Genomic DNA, 15,947 nt, shown 5'->3' with positions numbered 1-15,947 from the left:
GCCGTGACAAAGCCTTGGCCGAAGCCATGGACGAAAGCCCGACCAGAACCCTGCCCGGAGCCCGGGCCAGAACCCTGCCCGGAGCCCCGACCGGAGCCCCGGCCAGACCCCTGACCGGACCCCTTTGACCGCGCGCCCCATACCGTCCGTAATCGCCTGAAATGCGATGCGTGTCCCCCCGTGCCACGCTGGTCGAGGCCCGGAGGAGCCGAGGGAACAGCCCCGGCTCCCCGCCCCCTCACACCCCAGTAGGAGTGAACCCAGATGGGCATCAAGGACCAGTTCCAGGACAAGTCGCGCGAACTTCAGGACAAGGCCAAGGCCGCCATGGACGGCAGCCGGGACGAGGCGTCGGAGCGCGCACGGCAGGCCCAGGACAAGGCCCAGGACAAGGGCCGGGACGCCATGCAGGAGCAGCAGGACAAGTTCGACATGGACTACGACGCCTGACGCGACGCGTCCCCTGACGGAAGCGGCGCACCCGCGGCACCGGGTGCGCCGTTCTCGTGCGCGCGGGCCGAGGGTTGGCTCGTGCGCGCGATGACGGATGAAGAGGGTTGGCCTTTCGGGACCCGGCGGTTCCACGGGCGAAGGGCGGCGGTCCGCACCGTCGGGACCGGCGGAGGCGCACAGGTCCGGCATGGATGACGGCGGACCTCCGCGGCAGCGCACGGCCCGGATGAGCGATCGCGAACAGCCCAACTGCCCTCGCCCCAAAGGGCGTCGAGAAGATCGTTGACCTCAGGCTGCCGTAACGCCCACGTCCCCGCTACCGGTCTTCACACCGATCTCGTACTTGCCCGCGGGGTCGTTGGGCACCTTGACGTCCTTGTCGCCGCTGCCGGTCTTCACGGACACCCGGTAGGCGGCGGACGGCACGGTCAGGCTGACGTCGCCGCTGTCGGCGGCGATCTGGACGTTCGACGGTTTGCTGGGCGTGAGGTGGACGTCCCCGGAGCCCGTCCGGGTGTCGATGGCGCCGCCCGCGAGGCCCTTCCCGGTGATCTCACCGCTGGTGGTCTTCACCTTGACCGCGCCGCTGATGCCGTCGAGGGCGATGTCGCCGGAGCCCGCCGACACGTCGACCGTGCCCACCCCGTGGAGGCTGACGTCCCCCGAGGTGACGTCCCCGCTGACGGGGATCCCGGCGGGCACCTGGACGGTGTACTGCACCGAGCAGGAGCCGGAGCAGCCGCCGAGGATCAGCACGCCGCCCTCGATCCGGTGGGTGGCGGCGGACGGCTTGGCGGCACCCTTGTCGTACCGCACCTTGCGGTGCAAGGACGCGGAGCCGCCGTCGGTACCGGTGACGGTGACCCCGCCCGAGCCGTTCTCCAGGCGCACGGAGGTGATCTTCCCGGAGAGCGCGCTGTCGTCCTCGAAGGACTGCCGGTCGATGGAGTTGATGGAGTTGCACGCGGCCAGTCCGCCGGCCGCGACGCCGATCGCGGTGAGGATGCCCAGGGCTCGGAGCTGCTGACGCATGAAATGTCTTCCAGTTCTGGAGAATCAACTGACCCGCACAGACTCGCCGCCCGCACAGGCATGGGGTGAACGCCGGCCTCGTGAAACCGCGGCCTTTCGTATCCCGAAGCTAACGCGGGGCGTCACGGCGCGTACATGGGGCAAGCCCCCGGGTGGCGGCTGAGGACTACCCCCGAGCAGCGCGTGACGAAGCGATCAACTCCCGCTCCAGTTGGCCGAGTTGCTTCGCACGTCAGTCACCCACATGGCTGACTACCCATCAATTAACTAACACATCAAGCAAGTTACCCATCAATTGGAATTCTCCCGTCCTCATGCATCGATCAGTGTTCGCCCCGATGGAACTCTCGGCCACCGGACACTGCGCCCCGGGCCGCGACGAGCCGCGCTCCGGCGGGGCGGTGCTCGCCCCGGGCGAGGAGAGTGAGCAAAGGACCCGTCATCGCCGTCGTGGTCAGCGCCATGACGATCAGCGCGAGGGCAAGGGGACCGGTCAGGATGCCCGCGCTCAAGCCCGCCTGTAGGGCGACGAGTTCGGTGAGGCCTCGGGTGTTCATGAGAACGGCGACCTTGCGGGCGGTTGCAGGAGTGCGGCCGCCCCGGCGCGCCCCCAGATAGCTCCCGAGCCCCTTGCCCAGGCAGCCGAGCACGAGGGCCGCGACGATCAACTGCCAGGAGGTGTCGGTGAACGAGCCGGTGAGCACGGTGATCCCGGTGACCACGAAGAAGGCGGGCGCGAGGATCGCACCGGCCCGCGAGACGGTGGCCACCGCATCCTCCCAGGGCATGCCCTCGCCCGCGGGGATCGCGAAGCCGACCAGGGCCGCGCCGAGGATCGGCGTCATGCCGAGCCGGTCCATGGCGATCGCGACCACGAGGGCCACCGCGCCGAGGAGCACCGCCGTCGTGCGCGGCAAGCGCGCGCAGGCACTCCTGGCGACCCGGGTGCGCAGCCCGTAGCGGAGGCCGAGTGCGCACAACACGCCGAGCCCGAGCGCCCGTACGGAGTGCAGCATCCCTTCCGGACTCCCCTTGCCGAGACTGACGGCGAGGGACAACAGGAGCCAGCCGACCGCGTCGACGACGACGGCGGCGCCCAGCGCCGTCTGCCCGGCCCGCGAACGCGTCATGCCACGGTCGGCCAGGATCCGGGCCATGACGGGAACGGCGGTGATGGCCATCGACACCGCGACCATCAGCAGGAACGCGGGCAGCGGGGCGCTGCCGCGCGCCGAGTCGTCACCGGTGAGCAGCACCAGACCGGCCAGGAGCAGCCCGGCGACGAGCGGCGGGACCAGGGCCCCGGCCACCACCCAGAGGCTGCCGCCGCGCCGCGCGGCGGATTCCACGCCCAGCTTGTGAGCGAGTCCGACCAGGAAGAGGACGAGGCCGGCCTGCGCCACGAGCCTGACCACGTCGAGCACGGACCCCGGCAGCAGCACGTTCAGGGCACCCCGCCCGAACAGGGCGATCACGGCGGGCCCGGAAAGCAGCCCGACGACCACCTCCCCGATGACCACGGGCTGACGCAGCGCCCTGGCGAGGAGTCGCCCCACGAGGGCGATCAGCAGGATGACGACGAGCGCCACGAGAGCATGGCCGACACACGGGGCGTCCCCGAGGTTTCGGAGCACTTCCATGGCCCGGTCTCCCATCGTGGGCTCGGTGGTGTGGGGCGGCGTGCTGGTAGGCGTGTTCGCGGGTGCGGGGCGGCGCGTTCGTACGCCTCGGGCAGTGTCTCCGCGAGTGGCCGCACCCTGTCGTCTTACGCCTCGGGCAGTGCTCCCGTCAGCCGCCGCGCCTCGCCGTGCGACTGCCCTGAACTCCCTTGCCACGGGCCCGAACCGGGCGAGCACGGGCGTCGGCCGCACCTCGGTTCCACCCATACCGGGCAGAACGCATCTGACCGCACCTGTACAAGTAGGCGGACGGACTATGGCAGTACGGGCGGACGTTGGGGTGCGGGAGAAAACGGATCCCGAGGGGGCTTCACCCACCCGCCGTCGATCTGAGGTGGCTCGGTGAGCGGGCCGGTCGGGCCGACCCTCGCATCACCGGCTCGCCCGTGCCTGCGCGTTAACTCCTCGCCCACGTAGCTCAGTTGTAGACTACCGTTGCCATGCACCGCGTGCCCTCCTCGGAGGGTGCACGTGACGTGACCCGGGGAGTACGTAATGCCCTTCGGTTCGGTGCTGCAGCCCCTTGGTGTGCTCCCGGCGGGAGCCATCCGGGCCGTCGCCGATCAAACCGAAGGGGACGCATTCCTGTGGTTGCCGTCGAGTACATGCCCAAGCGCCGCACATGGGTCCGTGATGTCCTGGTTGGCATCGCGGCGAGCCTCGGCTCGAACCTGACGTGGGCTCTGGCGCAGGTCGTGGTGCACCGCCTCGGCTGAGCCGAGCGGTGGGCGGGCCTCCAGGGGCCCGCCCACCTTCATTCGCAGCCGGGTAATCTGCGGAACGTCATTGCGGCCCGACGGGCTTCCGCTCCGCTTCGGCGGAGTCACGAAGGACATGCCCCCACCCGCACGAGTCATCTCGTGCCTGGGGACCCTTCGTGCTCCTTCAACTGTCCGCAGCCGAACTCGGTCGGCTCATGGTGGCCCGAGCCGGATCGGCGCACCTTCCGCTCACCGAGAAACTGATTCAGGAGCATTCCCGGCTCAAGGGAGGAGCGGCCAGCCAGGGAGACGTCGCCTCCTGGAACAACAGCGTCCCCGTAGTGGTCAAGGCTCTGCTGGACTGCGGCCTCGACGAGGTCGAAGTGCAGGTCGAGGTGGATCTGCCGCACACCAACTCCGCCGTGGACCTGGTGCTGTGCGGCCGACACCCCGGCACAGGAACGGATTCATACCTTGCGGTCGAGCTGAAGCAGGTACGGCACGCCACGGTGGACCCGCTGTGCCCCATCGCTGTCGATCTCGGGTTCGGCGACGGGAAGAACAAGCTGCATCCGGTGCGACAGGTACAGCGCTATTGCGAGTACATGCTGCGCTATCTGCCCCATCTTCGTGAGAACGAGGACCAGTTGATGGGTGTGGCACTACTCCACAACGCACATGACGCGAACGTGGAGGCCTTGTTCGGTCTGCCGGAGACCGATCACGGCTTCCTCTACACGCTCGATGATCTGGCTCGCTTCCGACGAGTGCTCACATCGAGATTCGCTGCCGCGTCCGGGAAACGGGCCGCATCCGCACTGGAACATGCCCGCCAGGACCCGTTGCTCAAGGTCACCGATGTGGCCCGTCAACGCTCTGTCGTCGGTGGCGGTCTTACGCTCCTCGACGAGCAGTACGTCGCGGTCGATCGGATCACCCGGCACCTGGAGAAGACCACCCACTTCACCGGTTTTGACGTCGGGTTGTTCTACGACGCCGAGACCGCCCACAGCCCGGCTCCCGATGCCGGCGTCAAACGCGTCTACATCCTGCGGGGCGGCCCTGGCAGCGGCAAGAGCGCGGTGGCCCTCGAGTTGCAGCGTGCCCTCGGGCTCAAGGGCCGCGAAGCCGTGCTGGCAAGTGGCTCTCACGCATACACGGAGACTCTGCGCGAGATCATGCTCACCACGGCCCGCCGCGGGCAGACAGCGGACAAACGCCGCGCAGCCAACAGGCTGTATCGCTATTTCAACAGCTTCAGCGAGAGCTCACCAGACAGCATCGACGTCCTCATCTGCGACGAGGCGCATCGCATGAGACGTAGCTCGACATACCGCTGGATGCCGAAGGTTCTGCGAGACGATGACCGGCCGCAGGCATCCGAGGTGATAAGAGCCGCGAAAGTGCCGATCTTCCTGCTCGACGATCACCAGTCGATCCGCCCGGACGAGGTGGGCACCGCCACCTATCTCAAAGAGCTCGCCGAGGACATGGGCTGCGACGTCGAAGTGACTGACCTGGAAGGCACGTTCCGCGCGGGCGGCAGTAAGCGGTTCCAGGGATGGGTCCAACAACTGCTGGGCCTCGGCGCCTCCGATCCGGTGGCCTGGCGACCGGACGGGAGGATGACGTTGACGGTCGCCGACTCCCCCGAGCAGATGGAGCAGTTCATCCGGGAGCGCCATTTGGAAGGAGCCACGGCTCGTATTACCGCGGGCTTTTGCTGGCCGTGGAGCAATCCGGACGAAGAACAACTTGTCGACGACGTGAACATCGGGGACTGGCGCCGGCCTTGGAACGTGAAGCCGGAGCACAACATCCCGAACGCACCACGGTCGGACCTTTGGTCGACCGATCGCCGTGGTGTCGACCAGATCGGCTGCGTCTACACAGCACAGACCTTCGAGTACGACTGGAACGGCGTCATCATCGGACCCGATCTGCTCTTCCGTGAGGGGAAGTTCAGGGTGGACCGGAGTGCTTCCTGCGATCCCGCCTTCCGGAACTCCATCGACGACGCGATCGTCACCCGGTGCGTCCTCAACGCCTACCACGTACTCCTCACCCGCGGCGTGGTCGGCACCGTGGTCTACGCGGTCGACCCGGCGACACACAACGAGCTGCGACGGCTCATCACAGGCGCCATCGGTATGCAGCACTACAACGGTGCCCAGCCAAAGCTCACCGCTGAAGGATCACAGCTGCCGCCTGCCTACCGCAGACGGCACGGGTAACCTTGATCCCTACGTAGTTGCGGCCCGCCGGGCTTCCGCTCCGCCTGGCGGAGTCACGAAGGACATGCCCCCACCCGCACGAGCTTCTTCGTGCTGCCTGGGGGCATGTCTTGCTGTTCCGCGACTCTGCCGCAACGGTCGCCGCCGAGTGCCACTCCGGTGCCCTGTTCTTCCGCTTGACGGAGCAGTTCGTGCACGTGCACGGCCACAAGCCCGGTTCGTCCGAAGTCCGCTCGTGGGAGCGGAGCATCCCCGTGCTCGCGAGCGCGCTCAACGATGCCGGTCTCGGACAGGTCGAGGTGCTCCTGGAGTACGGACTGCCCCTGACCAGCAAGCGGGCCGATGCGGTGCTGGCCGGTGTCCACCCCAAGACCGGGTTGCCGTCTTACGTCATCGTGGAACTGAAGCAGTGGAGCAGCGCGGAGCCGGACGACGACGATCCGTCGCTGTGCCGTATCGACTCATACGCTCGGGCGGTACTGAATCCAGTCGCCCAGGTACGCGGCTACTGCGAGTACCTGGTCTCCTTCAACGGAGCCTTGGCCAAGCACCCGGAACGCGTCAACGGGGCCGCATACCTGCACAACGCCACCGAGTTTGGCGTCGGCGGCCTCTTCGAGGCGGAGCAGGACCAGTACGGTCAGCTCTTCATTGGTGCGCGACGCAGCGAGTTCATCGCCTACCTGCGTGCGAAGCTGGCGCCGGAGTCAGGTGCTTCTGCCGCGGACGAGTTCGTCAACGGGAAGATCGAGCCATCCAAGCAACTCATGGCAGTGGCTGCCCAAGAGGTTCGCGAACGCGAGCAGTTCGTCCTGCTGGACGAGCAGCAGATCGCGTTCCGCACTGTCCTGAACGCCGTCCGCCGCGCCAAGCAATCCGACCACAAGGAGGTCGTGATCGTCTCCGGCGGACCCGGCACCGGCAAGAGCGTCATCGCCCTGTCGCTCCTCGGTGAGCTGTACCGGCAGGGCACCACCGCGCTGCACGCAACGGGCTCCAACTCGTTCACCACCACCATGAGGAAGGTCGCTGGGGCCCGGAAGCGTGAGGTGCAGGAGCTCTTCAAATACTTCAACAGCTTCATGACCGCCGAGCGCAACAGCCTCGACGTCCTGATCTGCGACGAGGCCCACCGCATTCGGGAGACATCTGCCAACCGCTACACCCCGGCGTCGAACCGCACCGGCAAGGCCCAGATCGAGGAGCTTATCGACGCGGCACGCGTCCCGGTCTTCCTGCTCGACGAGCATCAGGTCGTTCGGCCCGGCGAAATGGGCACGGTCGCGGAGATCAAGGCAGCCGCCGCCAAGAAGGGGCTCCAATGTCGGGTAGTTCCGCTGGACAGCCAGTTCCGGTGCGGAGGCAGCGACGCATATCTGCGCTGGGTGGTACGGCTGTTGGGCCTAGAGCCAGGCGGCCCGGTGGAATGGGAACCCGACGACAAGATGCACCTCACGGTCGCAGACAGCCCTCAGGAGTTGGAGGCGCTTCTCGACAACCGCCGCTCACAGGGGTACAGCGCGCGCATGTCGGCTGGCTACTGCTGGAAGTGGACGAAGAAGGTGCCCCCCGGCCAGGCACTGCCCGCGGACGTCGTCATCGGGGGGTGGGAACGGCCCTGGAACGTCTTCGGTGATCGATCCGTCGGGGGCGCGCCTCCGGCCGCACTGTGGGCAACCGATCCGGCCGGTTTCGGGCAAGTGGGCTGCGTTTACACCGCGCAGGGCTTCGAGTACGACTGGAGCGGCGTCATCATAGGTCCCGACCTGGTGTGGCGCGGCGACTGCTGGGTCACCGATCGTTCAGCGTCCAAGGATCCGGTATTCAAGAAGTCCACCCCGGACACCGATGTGGACCGGCTGATTCGCAACACGTACAAGGTGCTGCTGACGCGGGGGATGATCGGCACGGTGGTGTACTCAACCGATGCCGAGACACGCGAAAAGCTGCGGGAACTGACCGGCGTGACCGCCAGCGTCGCTGTCGTGTGATCCGCTAACCCTCGTCTGGCACGGAACACCGAGCCCCTAGGCGGCAGGCTCACCCATGGCGCAACTCTCTCCCACCACCCCGCACGAGACGGTACACAACGGATGCTCTGCGTTCAGTAGTGAAAGCGAGCCGCAAGGATCACAGCCCTGTGTCCGCGCGGCTCGGGGTTGCCGGTCCCGTCAACGCTCACGCTCGACATCCTCCGCGACGTGCGCGCACACCTCGCCGAGGTCGTGGAGCGTGCCGATCGCGATGACGTGCCCACGGTCATCACGCGCCGAGGCACGGACCGAGTTCCGGAGGATTCCTCGCGCCATGGCGCTGCGCAGACCGCACGTCAGAATAACCAGCACCCATCCCGAACGGTGACGACGAAGGGGTCGGACTCGACAGAGCCCGACCCCTTCTGACGTACGCGTTTGACCGAAGTCAAACGCGTAGTGAGGCGACGACTACACGTTGAAGCGGAACTCCACCACATCCCCGTCCTGCATGACGTACTCCTTGCCCTCCATCCGCGCCTTGCCGCGCGAGCGGGCCTCGGCCACCGAGCCCGCTTCGATCAGGTCGGCGAAGGAGATGACCTCGGCCTTGATGAAGCCCTTCTGGAAGTCGGTGTGGATGACACCGGCCGCCTCGGGGGCCGTGGCGCCCTGGGGGATGGTCCAGGCCCGGGTTTCCTTGGGGCCGGCCGTCAGGTAGGTCTGGAGGCCGAGGGTCGCGAAGCCGACGCGGCCGAGGGTGGCGAGGCCGGGCTCCTCCTGGCCCATGGACTGGAGGAGTTCGAGGGCCTCGTCGTCGTCCAGCTCGATCAGCTCGGACTCGATCTTCGCGTTGAGGAAGATCGCCTCCGCGGGGGCGACCAGGGCGCGCTGCTCGTTCTTGAAGTCCTCGTCGATCAGCTCGTCCTCGTCGACGTTGAAGACGTACAGGAACGGCTTGGTCGTCAGCAGGTGCAGCTCGTGCAGCAGGTCGCCCTGCTCCGTGCCCTTGGTGATGCCGTGCGAGAAGAGGGTGTCGCCCGCCTCAAGGATCTTCTGGGCCTTCTCGACCGCCGCCAGGACCGCGATCTTGTCCTTCTGGAGGCGGGACTCCTTCGTCAGGCGCGGGATCGCCTTCTCGACGGACTGGAGGTCGGCGAGGATCAGCTCCGTGTTGATCGTCTCGATGTCGTCCTTGGGGGACACCTTGCCGTCGACGTGGACGACGTTCTCGTCCTTGAAGGCGCGGATGACCTGGCAGATCGCGTCCGACTCGCGGATGTTCGCGAGGAACTTGTTGCCCAGGCCCTCACCCTCGCTCGCGCCGCGCACGATGCCGGCGATGTCGACGAAGTCGACGGTGGCGGGCAGGATCCGCTGGGAGTTGAAGACCTCGGCGAGCTTGGCCAGACGGGCGTCGGGGACGCCGACGACGCCGACGTTCGGCTCGATGGTGGCGAACGGGTAGTTGGCCGCCAGTACGTCGTTCTTGGTCAGGGCGTTGAACAGGGTCGACTTGCCGACATTCGGCAGACCGACGATTCCGATCGTGAGCGACACGTGGCGACTTCCCGGTACGAGGGCGGTGGACGGTCCGGAGAGCGGACCGCCCACCAGTTTACGGGCGCGCCAAACCGGACGTGACGGGCCCGGACCGTCGAACGCACGGGCAAGCTCACTCAAAGGGCGTGTCCAATGGATGGTTGCGCCCCTGTGGCGACCTACGTTGGTGCGGTGGAGCAATCTAGGACGCGCACCCCGCAGAACGGACAGCGAGCACGGACCTCGGCGCCGGGGCCCTCCCGGGCGCCACTCGGCGTGCCCGCGGGCGCGGCGGTGACCGGTGAGAGCGCCGCCGTCTACCGGGCGGCCGGCCGCACCCGGCGGGTGCCGCCCATCGTCCTCGCGCTGCGCAGACTGCCGTCCCCCCGGCTCACCGGGCTCGGCGGCGGCCTCTTCGCCGCGGCCCTGATGTTCGCGCTCGGCACCCTGGACTGGCTGCTCTTCGACGGTTCACCGACGGTGTACGGGGTGCTGTTCCTGCCCGTCTGTGCGGTGACCGCGCTCTGGGTGCGGCCCGCCGACCTGGTGACGGCCCCGATCTGCGTGCCCATCGCCTTCGCGGTGGGGATCGTCCCGGTCGCGGGCGGCACCGGCGGCTTCGGCGGCCAGGCGATGGCCGTGGTGACCGCGCTCGCCCTGCACGCGGGCTGGCTGTACGCGGGAACGCTGGTCGCCGGAGTCATCGCGACCGTACGGAAGGTACGGCTCATGGGGCGTCGGCGCGGCCCGGTGAAGGCCGGGAGCCCCGGGAGCGCCGGCAAGGCCGGGGGTCCGGGTGCCAAGGCGGGCGGTGCCGCCAAGGCCGGGGGCCCAGGTGCCAAGGCCGGCGGTCCGGGCAAGGCCGGCGCCCGGCGCTGAGCCCCTCCGAGAGCGAGTGCTGCCCTTCGGGGTGACCTGACCCCGCCGGGCGAGGCGGCCGGGCCGGGATGATCCGGGCCCGGCACCGCGCGCCCGACCAGCACGGACCACAGGGCGCGTACAGCACGGACGGCAGGGCACGGACAGCCCGGACAGCCCGCCGGGCCTACCGCCCGGCCGCCACCATCGCCGCCCCCACGATCCCCGCGTTGTTCTGCAACTGGGCCGGGACGATCTCCGCCTCGATGCCCTCGATCAGGGGCAGGAACTTGTCGGCCTTGCGGCTGACTCCGCCGCCGATGATGAACAGCTCGGGCGAGAACAGCATCTCCACGTGGGCGAGGTACTTCTGGACCCGGCGCGCCCAGTGCGGCCAGCTCAGGTCCTCGTCCTCCTTGGCCTTGGTCGAGGCGTGCTTCTCCGCATCGTGGCCGTGCAGCTCCAGATGGCCGAGCTCGGTGTTGGGCACGAGGTTGCCGTCGATGAAGAGCGCGCTGCCGATGCCCGTACCGAAGGTCAGCAGGATCACCGTCCCCTTGCGGCCCTTGCCCGCGCCGAAGCGCATCTCGGCGACGCCCGCCGCGTCCGCGTCGTTCAGGACGGTCACCGGCATGTCGTTCCCCAGGCGGTCACCGAGCAGCCGGGCCGCGTCCACGCCCACCCAGTCCTTGGCGACATTGGCCGCGGTGCGGACCGTGTTCGCGGTGACCACTCCCGGGAAGGTGATGCCGACCGGCCCCGACCAGCCGAAATGGCCGACGACCTCCGCCACGCGGTCCGCCACCGCCTCGGGGGTGGCGGGCTGCGGGGTCAGCACCTTGTGGCGCTCCTGCGCCAGGTCGCCCCTTTCGAGGTCGACGGGGGCACCCTTGATGCCGGTTCCGCCGACGTCCACTCCGAACACGTTCCTCATGGCGCTCATGAGATCCACGTTACGGGCGGACGCCCGGCCCGACGCGATGGACGGCGCTTCTCGCCGGAGAGTCCGGCCCGGTCCGCGGAGCGTTCGGCGCCGTCGACGGACGGTTCGGCCTACTCGCCGGAGAGTTCGGCGGCCTCGGCGCGCAGGTCGCGGCGGAGTTCCTTGGGCAGCGAGAAGGTGATCGACTCGTCCGCCGTCTTGACCGTCTCGACGTCGCCGTAGCCGCGCTGGGCCAGCCATTCCAGGACGCCGTCGACCAGGACGTCCGGCACGGAGGCGCCGGAGGTCAGGCCGACCGTGCTGACGCCCTCCAGCCAGGCCTCGTCGATCTCGTCGGCGAAGTCCACCAGGTGGGCGGCGGGGGCGCCCGCGTCGAGGGCGACCTCGACCATGCGGATCGAGTTCGAGGAGTTCTTGGAGCCGACGACGATGACCAGCTGGGCGTCCTCGGCGAGCTTCTTCACGGCCACCTGGCGGTTCTGCGTGGCGTAGCAGATGTCGTCGCTGGGGGGCGAGAGGAGGTTGGGGAACTTGTTCTTGAGCGCGCCGACCGTCTCCATCGTCTCGTCCACGGAGAGCGTGGTCTGGGACAGCCAGACGACCTTCGACTCGTCGCGCACCTCGACGTTGGCCACGTCGTCCGGGCCGTCGACCAGGGTGATGTGCTCGGGGGCCTCGCCGGAGGTGCCGATGACCTCCTCGTGGCCCTCGTGGCCGATCAGGAGGATGTCGTAGTCCTCCTTCGCGTACCGCACGGCCTCCTTGTGGACCTTGGTGACCAGCGGGCACGTCGCGTCGATGGTGGCCAGCTTGCGCTCGGCGGCCTCGGCGTGGACGGTCGGGGCCACGCCGTGCGCGGAGAACATCACGATGGAGCCCTCGGGCACCTCGGCCGTCTGCTCGACGAAGATCGCGCCCTTCTTCTCCAGGGTCTGCACGACGTACTTGTTGTGGACGATCTCGTGCCGGACGTAGATGGGCGCCCCGTACTGCTCCAGGGCCTTCTCCACGGCGATCACGGCACGGTCCACGCCCGCGCAGTAGCCACGGGGAGCGGCGAGCAGGACCCGGCGGGCAGCAGTAGCAGTCATGCCGTCCATGGTAGGGGCTGACGCCGACAGCCCGGCCGGACCCATGCCGCGCCTGGAACTCGGCCCTCCGGCCGACCGCCCGACCGGCTCGGGTGACCCCCCGGGCCCGCCCGACCGGCGCGGGCAATCCCCGCGCCCGCCCCACGCCCCCGCCCTACGCCCCCGCCCCCGACCGGCGCCCCCGGCGGGCCAAAGATCGCGGAGCCGGTGAGACTGGGCGCATGAGCGGCGTACGCGAGGAGCACGAGGATTCCGGCAGGCCCCGCGACCCCGAGGGGGCGGGACCGGGCGAGGTGGCCGAGGGGGCCGGGGAACTGCGGCGGAGTCTCGGATTCCGGGACCTGGTCGTGTACGGGCTGCTCTTCATCGCGCCCATGGCCCCGGTCGGCATCTTCGGCACGCTGGACGCCAAGTCGCACGGCGCCGTCGCGCTCGTCTACCTGGTGGCCACGGTCGCCATGGGGTTCACCGCGTTCAGTTACGCGCAGATGGTGCGGGTCGTCCCGCTGGCCGGGTCGGTGTTCGCGTACGCGCGCAAGGCGCTCGGCGAGGGGCCGGGGTTCATCGCCGGGTGGATGGCCATGCTCGACTATCTGCTCATCCCGGCGGTCGCCTACCTCTTCTCCGGCATCGCGATGAACTCCCTGGTCCCCTCGGTCTCGCGCTGGGTGTGGACGGCGATCGCCGTGGTGATCACCACCTTCCTGAACCTGTGGGGCGTACGGGCCGCGGCCCGGGTGGGCTTCGCGGTGCTCGCGATGGAGATCGTGGTGCTGCTGGTCTTCGTCGTGTCCGCGGTGGTCGTGCTCGTACGGGACGGCGCCCAGCGCGGCTGGCTCTCGCCGCTGACCGGGGACGCCGGATTCACCCTCGGCGCGGTGCTCGGCGCGGTGTCGGTCGCGGTCCTTTCCTATCTGGGCTTCGACGCGATCGCCACGTTCGCCGAGGAGGTGACGGGCGGCTCGGCGAAGGTGGCGCGCGCGGTCCTGTTCTGCCTGGTCCTGGCCGGGATCCTGTTCGTCGCGCAGTCCTATCTGGCGGCCCTGCTCGAACCGATGTCGTCCGCCGAGCTGGCGGCCGACCCGGTGAAGCAGGGCTCGGCGTTCTACGACACCGTCGAGAGCTCGGTCGGCGGCTGGCTGCACACCCTGGTGGCGGTCAGCAAGGCGATCGGAGCGGCCTTCGCGGCGCTCGCCGGGCAGGCGGCGGCGGGCCGGCTCGTCTTCGCGATGGCGCGCGAGCGGCGCCTTCCGCACGTGCTGTCCCGGACCACGTCGGGGGTGCCGCGCGCGGCTCTGCTGCTCGCCGCGGTGGTGACGCTGGTCGCCGCGGTGTGGGCGGCCCGGCGCGACGACGGCATGGACCACCTCGTCTCGGTGGTCGACATGGGCGCGCTGACCGCGTTCTTCCTGCTGCACGTCTCGGTGGTGGTCTGGTACGCGGTGCGCCGCATGGAGGGCGCCCCCAACTGGCTGAGCCATGTGGTGGTTCCGGTGCTCGGCGCGGCCGTCATCGTCGCCGTGGTCTGGGAGGCGACGACCACGGCCCAGCTGGTCGGCCTCGGTTGGCTCGCGGTGGGCCTGGTGGTCCTGGCGACGCAGTGGGGCCGGCGGGGCGGCCACGGCGGTCCGGGCCCGCGGCCCCCGTCGCCGGGCGGAACCGCGGGTGGCGCGGGCTAGTCCCGCGTGCGTGGGCGCAAGCGGGACTGTCAGTGGCTCGGGCTAGCCTGCGTACATGGCTCTGAATACGAGTGCGGACGCGCCGCTCCCCGTCGGCGAGGTGTCGCGCCTCATCGGGGGGTGGATCAACCGCCTCGGCGCGGTCTGGGTGGAGGGACAGATCACCCAGCTCTCGCGGCGGCCCGGTGCGGGCGTGGTGTTCCTGACGCTGCGCGACCCGTCGCACGACATCTCGGTGGGCGTCACCTGCTACCGCCAGGTGTTCGACGCGGTGGCCGATGTCGTGTCCGAGGGCGCGCGCGTCGTGGTGCACGCGAAACCCGAGTGGTACGCGCCGCGCGGCCAGCTCTCGCTGCGCGCGGTGGAGATAAAGCCGGTCGGCATCGGTGAACTGCTCGCCAGACTGGAGCAGTTGAAGCGGACGCTGGCCGCGGAGGGCCTGTTCGCCCTGGACCGCAAGCGTCAACTCCCTTTCCTGCCGCAGCTCGTGGGGCTCGTGGTCGGGCGGGCCTCGGCGGCCGAGCGGGACGTCCTGGAGAACGCCCGGCGGCGCTGGCCGGCCGTGCGCTTCGAGGTGCGCAACGTGGCGGTGCAGGGGGTGCACGCGGTGCCACAGGTCGTCCAGGCGGTCAAGGAGCTGGACGAGCAGCCGGACGTCGACGTGATCATCGTGGCCCGGGGCGGCGGCAGCGTGGAGGACCTGCTCCCGTTCTCGGACGAGGAGCTGGTGCGGGCGGTGGCCCGGTGCCGTACGCCCGTGGTGTCGGCGATCGGCCACGAGCCGGACGCGCCGCTGCTCGACCTGGTCGCGGACCTGCGCGCGTCCACGCCGACGGACGCGGCGAAGAAGGTCGTGCCGGACGTCGGCGAGGAGCTGGACCGGGTCCGGCTGCTGCGCGACCGGGCGCGGCGCCATGTCGTGGGCCTGGTGGACCGCGAGGAGCGGGGTCTGGCGGGGATGCTCGCCCGGCCCTGGATGGAACGGCCGCACCGCATGCTGGACGACCGGGCCGACGAGGTGGACGCGTTGCTCCACCGCTCGCGCCGGGTCCTCGGCCACCTGCTCGACCGGGCCGACTCGGAGCTTTCGCACACCCGCGCCCGGGTGGTGGCGCTCTCCCCGGCGGCCACGCTGGAGCGGGGGTACGCGGTGCTCCAGCGGGCCGGCGGCGAGGTGGTCCGCTCCCCCGACGAGGTCGCGCCCGGGGAGGATCTGCGCGCCCGGGTCGCCGAGGGCGAGCTGCACGTCACTGTCGTACCGCGGACATAGGGTGGATCGCATGGCCAAGACGGACGAGGTCGCATCGGGTGATGCGGCACTGGGGTACGAGCAGGCGCGGGACGAGCTGATCGATGTCGTACGGCGGCTCGAAGCGGGGGGTACGACGCTGGAGGAGTCCCTCGCGCTCTGGGAGCGGGGGGAGGAGCTGGCCAAGGTGTGCCGGCGCTGGCTTGAGGGGGCCCGGGCCCGCCTCGACGCGGCGCTGGCGGAGCCGGCCGAGGAGAGCTGACGCTCTCGCTTTCGGCGCGGGGCCGCTGGGACGTCGGGAGCCCAGGGGCGCCGAAGCTCCGCCCCGGACCCCGTCCGCGCCTTAAGGGCGCTCGTCCTCAAACTCCCCCAAGGCCTTAAGGGCCAGGGCCAGGGGGACCCCCATGACGGGCTGAAGATGCCCCGCACCGGTGCCGCCAAGGGGCGCGGGGAACTGCGCGATCAGCCCCGCACGGCCCACAGGGTGCGAACGGCGTCGGCACCTCGCCTGAA

13 protein-coding genes and 1 pseudogene are annotated in these 15,947 nt (G+C 69.6%); 9 read left to right on the top strand and 5 right to left on the bottom strand.

Features of this window, described 5'->3' with window-relative positions:
• Window positions 1–264 precede the first annotated feature (264 nt).
• Window positions 265–450 (top strand): hypothetical protein, encoded by a 186-nt coding sequence (locus CG740_RS11145; protein ID WP_100574886.1) that lies wholly within the window; start codon window positions 265–267, stop codon window positions 448–450.
• 291 nt (window positions 451–741) lie between these two features.
• Here CG740_RS11145 and CG740_RS11140 read toward each other — a convergent pair whose 3' ends face one another.
• Window positions 742–1,485, bottom strand: a complete 744-nt coding sequence (locus CG740_RS11140) for a DUF4097 family beta strand repeat-containing protein (protein ID WP_100574885.1) — start codon at window positions 1,483–1,485, stop codon at window positions 742–744.
• Window positions 1,486–1,808: 323 nt separating this feature from the next.
• A complete protein-coding gene (locus CG740_RS11135) occupies window positions 1,809–3,125 on the bottom strand; it encodes a cation:proton antiporter (RefSeq protein ID WP_100574884.1) in 1,317 nt (438 codons plus the stop codon).
• 626 nt (window positions 3,126–3,751) lie between these two features.
• Here CG740_RS11135 and CG740_RS40835 point away from each other — a divergent pair.
• From CG740_RS40835 to CG740_RS40300, 4 genes and pseudogenes are all read left to right on the top strand, one after another.
• Window positions 3,752–3,880, top strand: a complete 129-nt coding sequence (locus CG740_RS40835) for a DUF6408 family protein (RefSeq protein WP_234376191.1) — start codon at window positions 3,752–3,754, stop codon at window positions 3,878–3,880.
• A 161-nt stretch (window positions 3,881–4,041) separates the two neighbouring features.
• Window positions 4,042–6,099 carry a DUF2075 domain-containing protein gene (locus tag CG740_RS11130; RefSeq protein WP_234376190.1) on the top strand — a complete coding sequence of 686 codons (2,058 nt, stop codon included), beginning with the start codon at window positions 4,042–4,044 and terminating at the stop codon, window positions 6,097–6,099.
• 110 nt (window positions 6,100–6,209) lie between these two features.
• On the top strand, window positions 6,210–8,090 hold the full coding sequence (locus CG740_RS11125) for a DUF2075 domain-containing protein (RefSeq protein ID WP_100574883.1): 1,881 nt from the start codon (window positions 6,210–6,212) through the stop codon (window positions 8,088–8,090).
• 198 nt (window positions 8,091–8,288) lie between these two features.
• Window positions 8,289–8,375 (top strand): annotated as a pseudogene (locus CG740_RS40300) (type II toxin-antitoxin system prevent-host-death family antitoxin); the annotation flags it as partial.
• Between the two features lie 168 nt (window positions 8,376–8,543).
• Here CG740_RS40300 and ychF read toward each other — a convergent pair.
• On the bottom strand, window positions 8,544–9,632 hold the full coding sequence (gene ychF, locus CG740_RS11115) for a redox-regulated ATPase YchF (protein WP_100574881.1): 1,089 nt from the start codon (window positions 9,630–9,632) through the stop codon (window positions 8,544–8,546).
• A 276-nt stretch (window positions 9,633–9,908) separates the two neighbouring features.
• On the opposite strand from ychF, the gene CG740_RS11110 reads away from it, so the two are divergent.
• Window positions 9,909–10,493: a DUF6542 domain-containing protein gene (locus CG740_RS11110; RefSeq protein WP_376216083.1), complete on the top strand. Its 585-nt coding sequence runs from the start codon at window positions 9,909–9,911 to the stop codon at window positions 10,491–10,493.
• Window positions 10,494–10,659: 166 nt separating this feature from the next.
• Here the strand turns inward: CG740_RS11110 and ppgK are convergent, their stop codons facing one another.
• On the bottom strand, window positions 10,660–11,415 hold the full coding sequence (ppgK, locus tag CG740_RS11105; protein ID WP_100574880.1) for a polyphosphate--glucose phosphotransferase: 756 nt from the start codon (window positions 11,413–11,415) through the stop codon (window positions 10,660–10,662).
• A gap of 110 nt (window positions 11,416–11,525) precedes the next feature.
• On the bottom strand, window positions 11,526–12,515 hold the full coding sequence (locus CG740_RS11100) for a 4-hydroxy-3-methylbut-2-enyl diphosphate reductase (RefSeq protein ID WP_199846408.1): 990 nt from the start codon (window positions 12,513–12,515) through the stop codon (window positions 11,526–11,528).
• Between the two features lie 212 nt (window positions 12,516–12,727).
• On the opposite strand from CG740_RS11100, the gene CG740_RS11095 reads away from it, so the two are divergent.
• From CG740_RS11095 to CG740_RS11085, 3 genes are read left to right on the top strand one after another with little or no spacing between them, the layout of a single operon-like run.
• Entirely contained in the window at window positions 12,728–14,185 is a 1,458-nt protein-coding gene (locus tag CG740_RS11095) for an APC family permease (protein WP_100574878.1), read from the top strand.
• Window positions 14,186–14,240: 55 nt separating this feature from the next.
• Window positions 14,241–15,455 carry an exodeoxyribonuclease VII large subunit gene (xseA, locus tag CG740_RS11090; protein ID WP_100574877.1) on the top strand — a complete coding sequence of 405 codons (1,215 nt, stop codon included), beginning with the start codon at window positions 14,241–14,243 and terminating at the stop codon, window positions 15,453–15,455.
• A 10-nt stretch (window positions 15,456–15,465) separates the two neighbouring features.
• Window positions 15,466–15,696 (top strand): exodeoxyribonuclease VII small subunit, encoded by a 231-nt coding sequence (locus tag CG740_RS11085; RefSeq protein ID WP_100575082.1) that lies wholly within the window; start codon window positions 15,466–15,468, stop codon window positions 15,694–15,696.
• The last annotated feature ends 251 nt before the right edge of the window (window positions 15,697–15,947 follow it).

It is taken from the genome of Streptomyces sp. CB01201, from assembly GCF_002803085.1.
GTDB classification, from domain to species: Bacteria; Actinomycetota; Actinomycetes; order Streptomycetales; family Streptomycetaceae; genus Streptomyces; species Streptomyces hundungensis.
This window is presented reverse-complemented; position numbering and strand designations above follow the sequence as displayed.

What these genes read in the sequence shown, in the direction of transcription:
- CG740_RS11145 (WP_100574886.1), top strand. Translation starts at nt 265, where the DNA reads ATGGGCATCAAGGACCAGTTCCAGGACAAGTCGCGCGAACTTCAGGAC.
- CG740_RS11140 (WP_100574885.1), bottom strand. Translation starts at nt 1,485, where the DNA reads ATGCGTCAGCAGCTCCGAGCCCTGGGCATCCTCACCGCGATCGGCGTC.
- CG740_RS11135 (WP_100574884.1), bottom strand. Translation starts at nt 3,125, where the DNA reads ATGGAAGTGCTCCGAAACCTCGGGGACGCCCCGTGTGTCGGCCATGCT.
- ppgK (WP_100574880.1), bottom strand. Translation starts at nt 11,415, where the DNA reads ATGAGCGCCATGAGGAACGTGTTCGGAGTGGACGTCGGCGGAACCGGC.
- CG740_RS11100 (WP_199846408.1), bottom strand. Translation starts at nt 12,515, where the DNA reads ATGGACGGCATGACTGCTACTGCTGCCCGCCGGGTCCTGCTCGCCGCT.
- CG740_RS11095 (WP_100574878.1), top strand. Translation starts at nt 12,728, where the DNA reads ATGAGCGGCGTACGCGAGGAGCACGAGGATTCCGGCAGGCCCCGCGAC.
- xseA (WP_100574877.1), top strand. Translation starts at nt 14,241, where the DNA reads ATGGCTCTGAATACGAGTGCGGACGCGCCGCTCCCCGTCGGCGAGGTG.
- CG740_RS11085 (WP_100575082.1), top strand. Translation starts at nt 15,466, where the DNA reads ATGGCCAAGACGGACGAGGTCGCATCGGGTGATGCGGCACTGGGGTAC.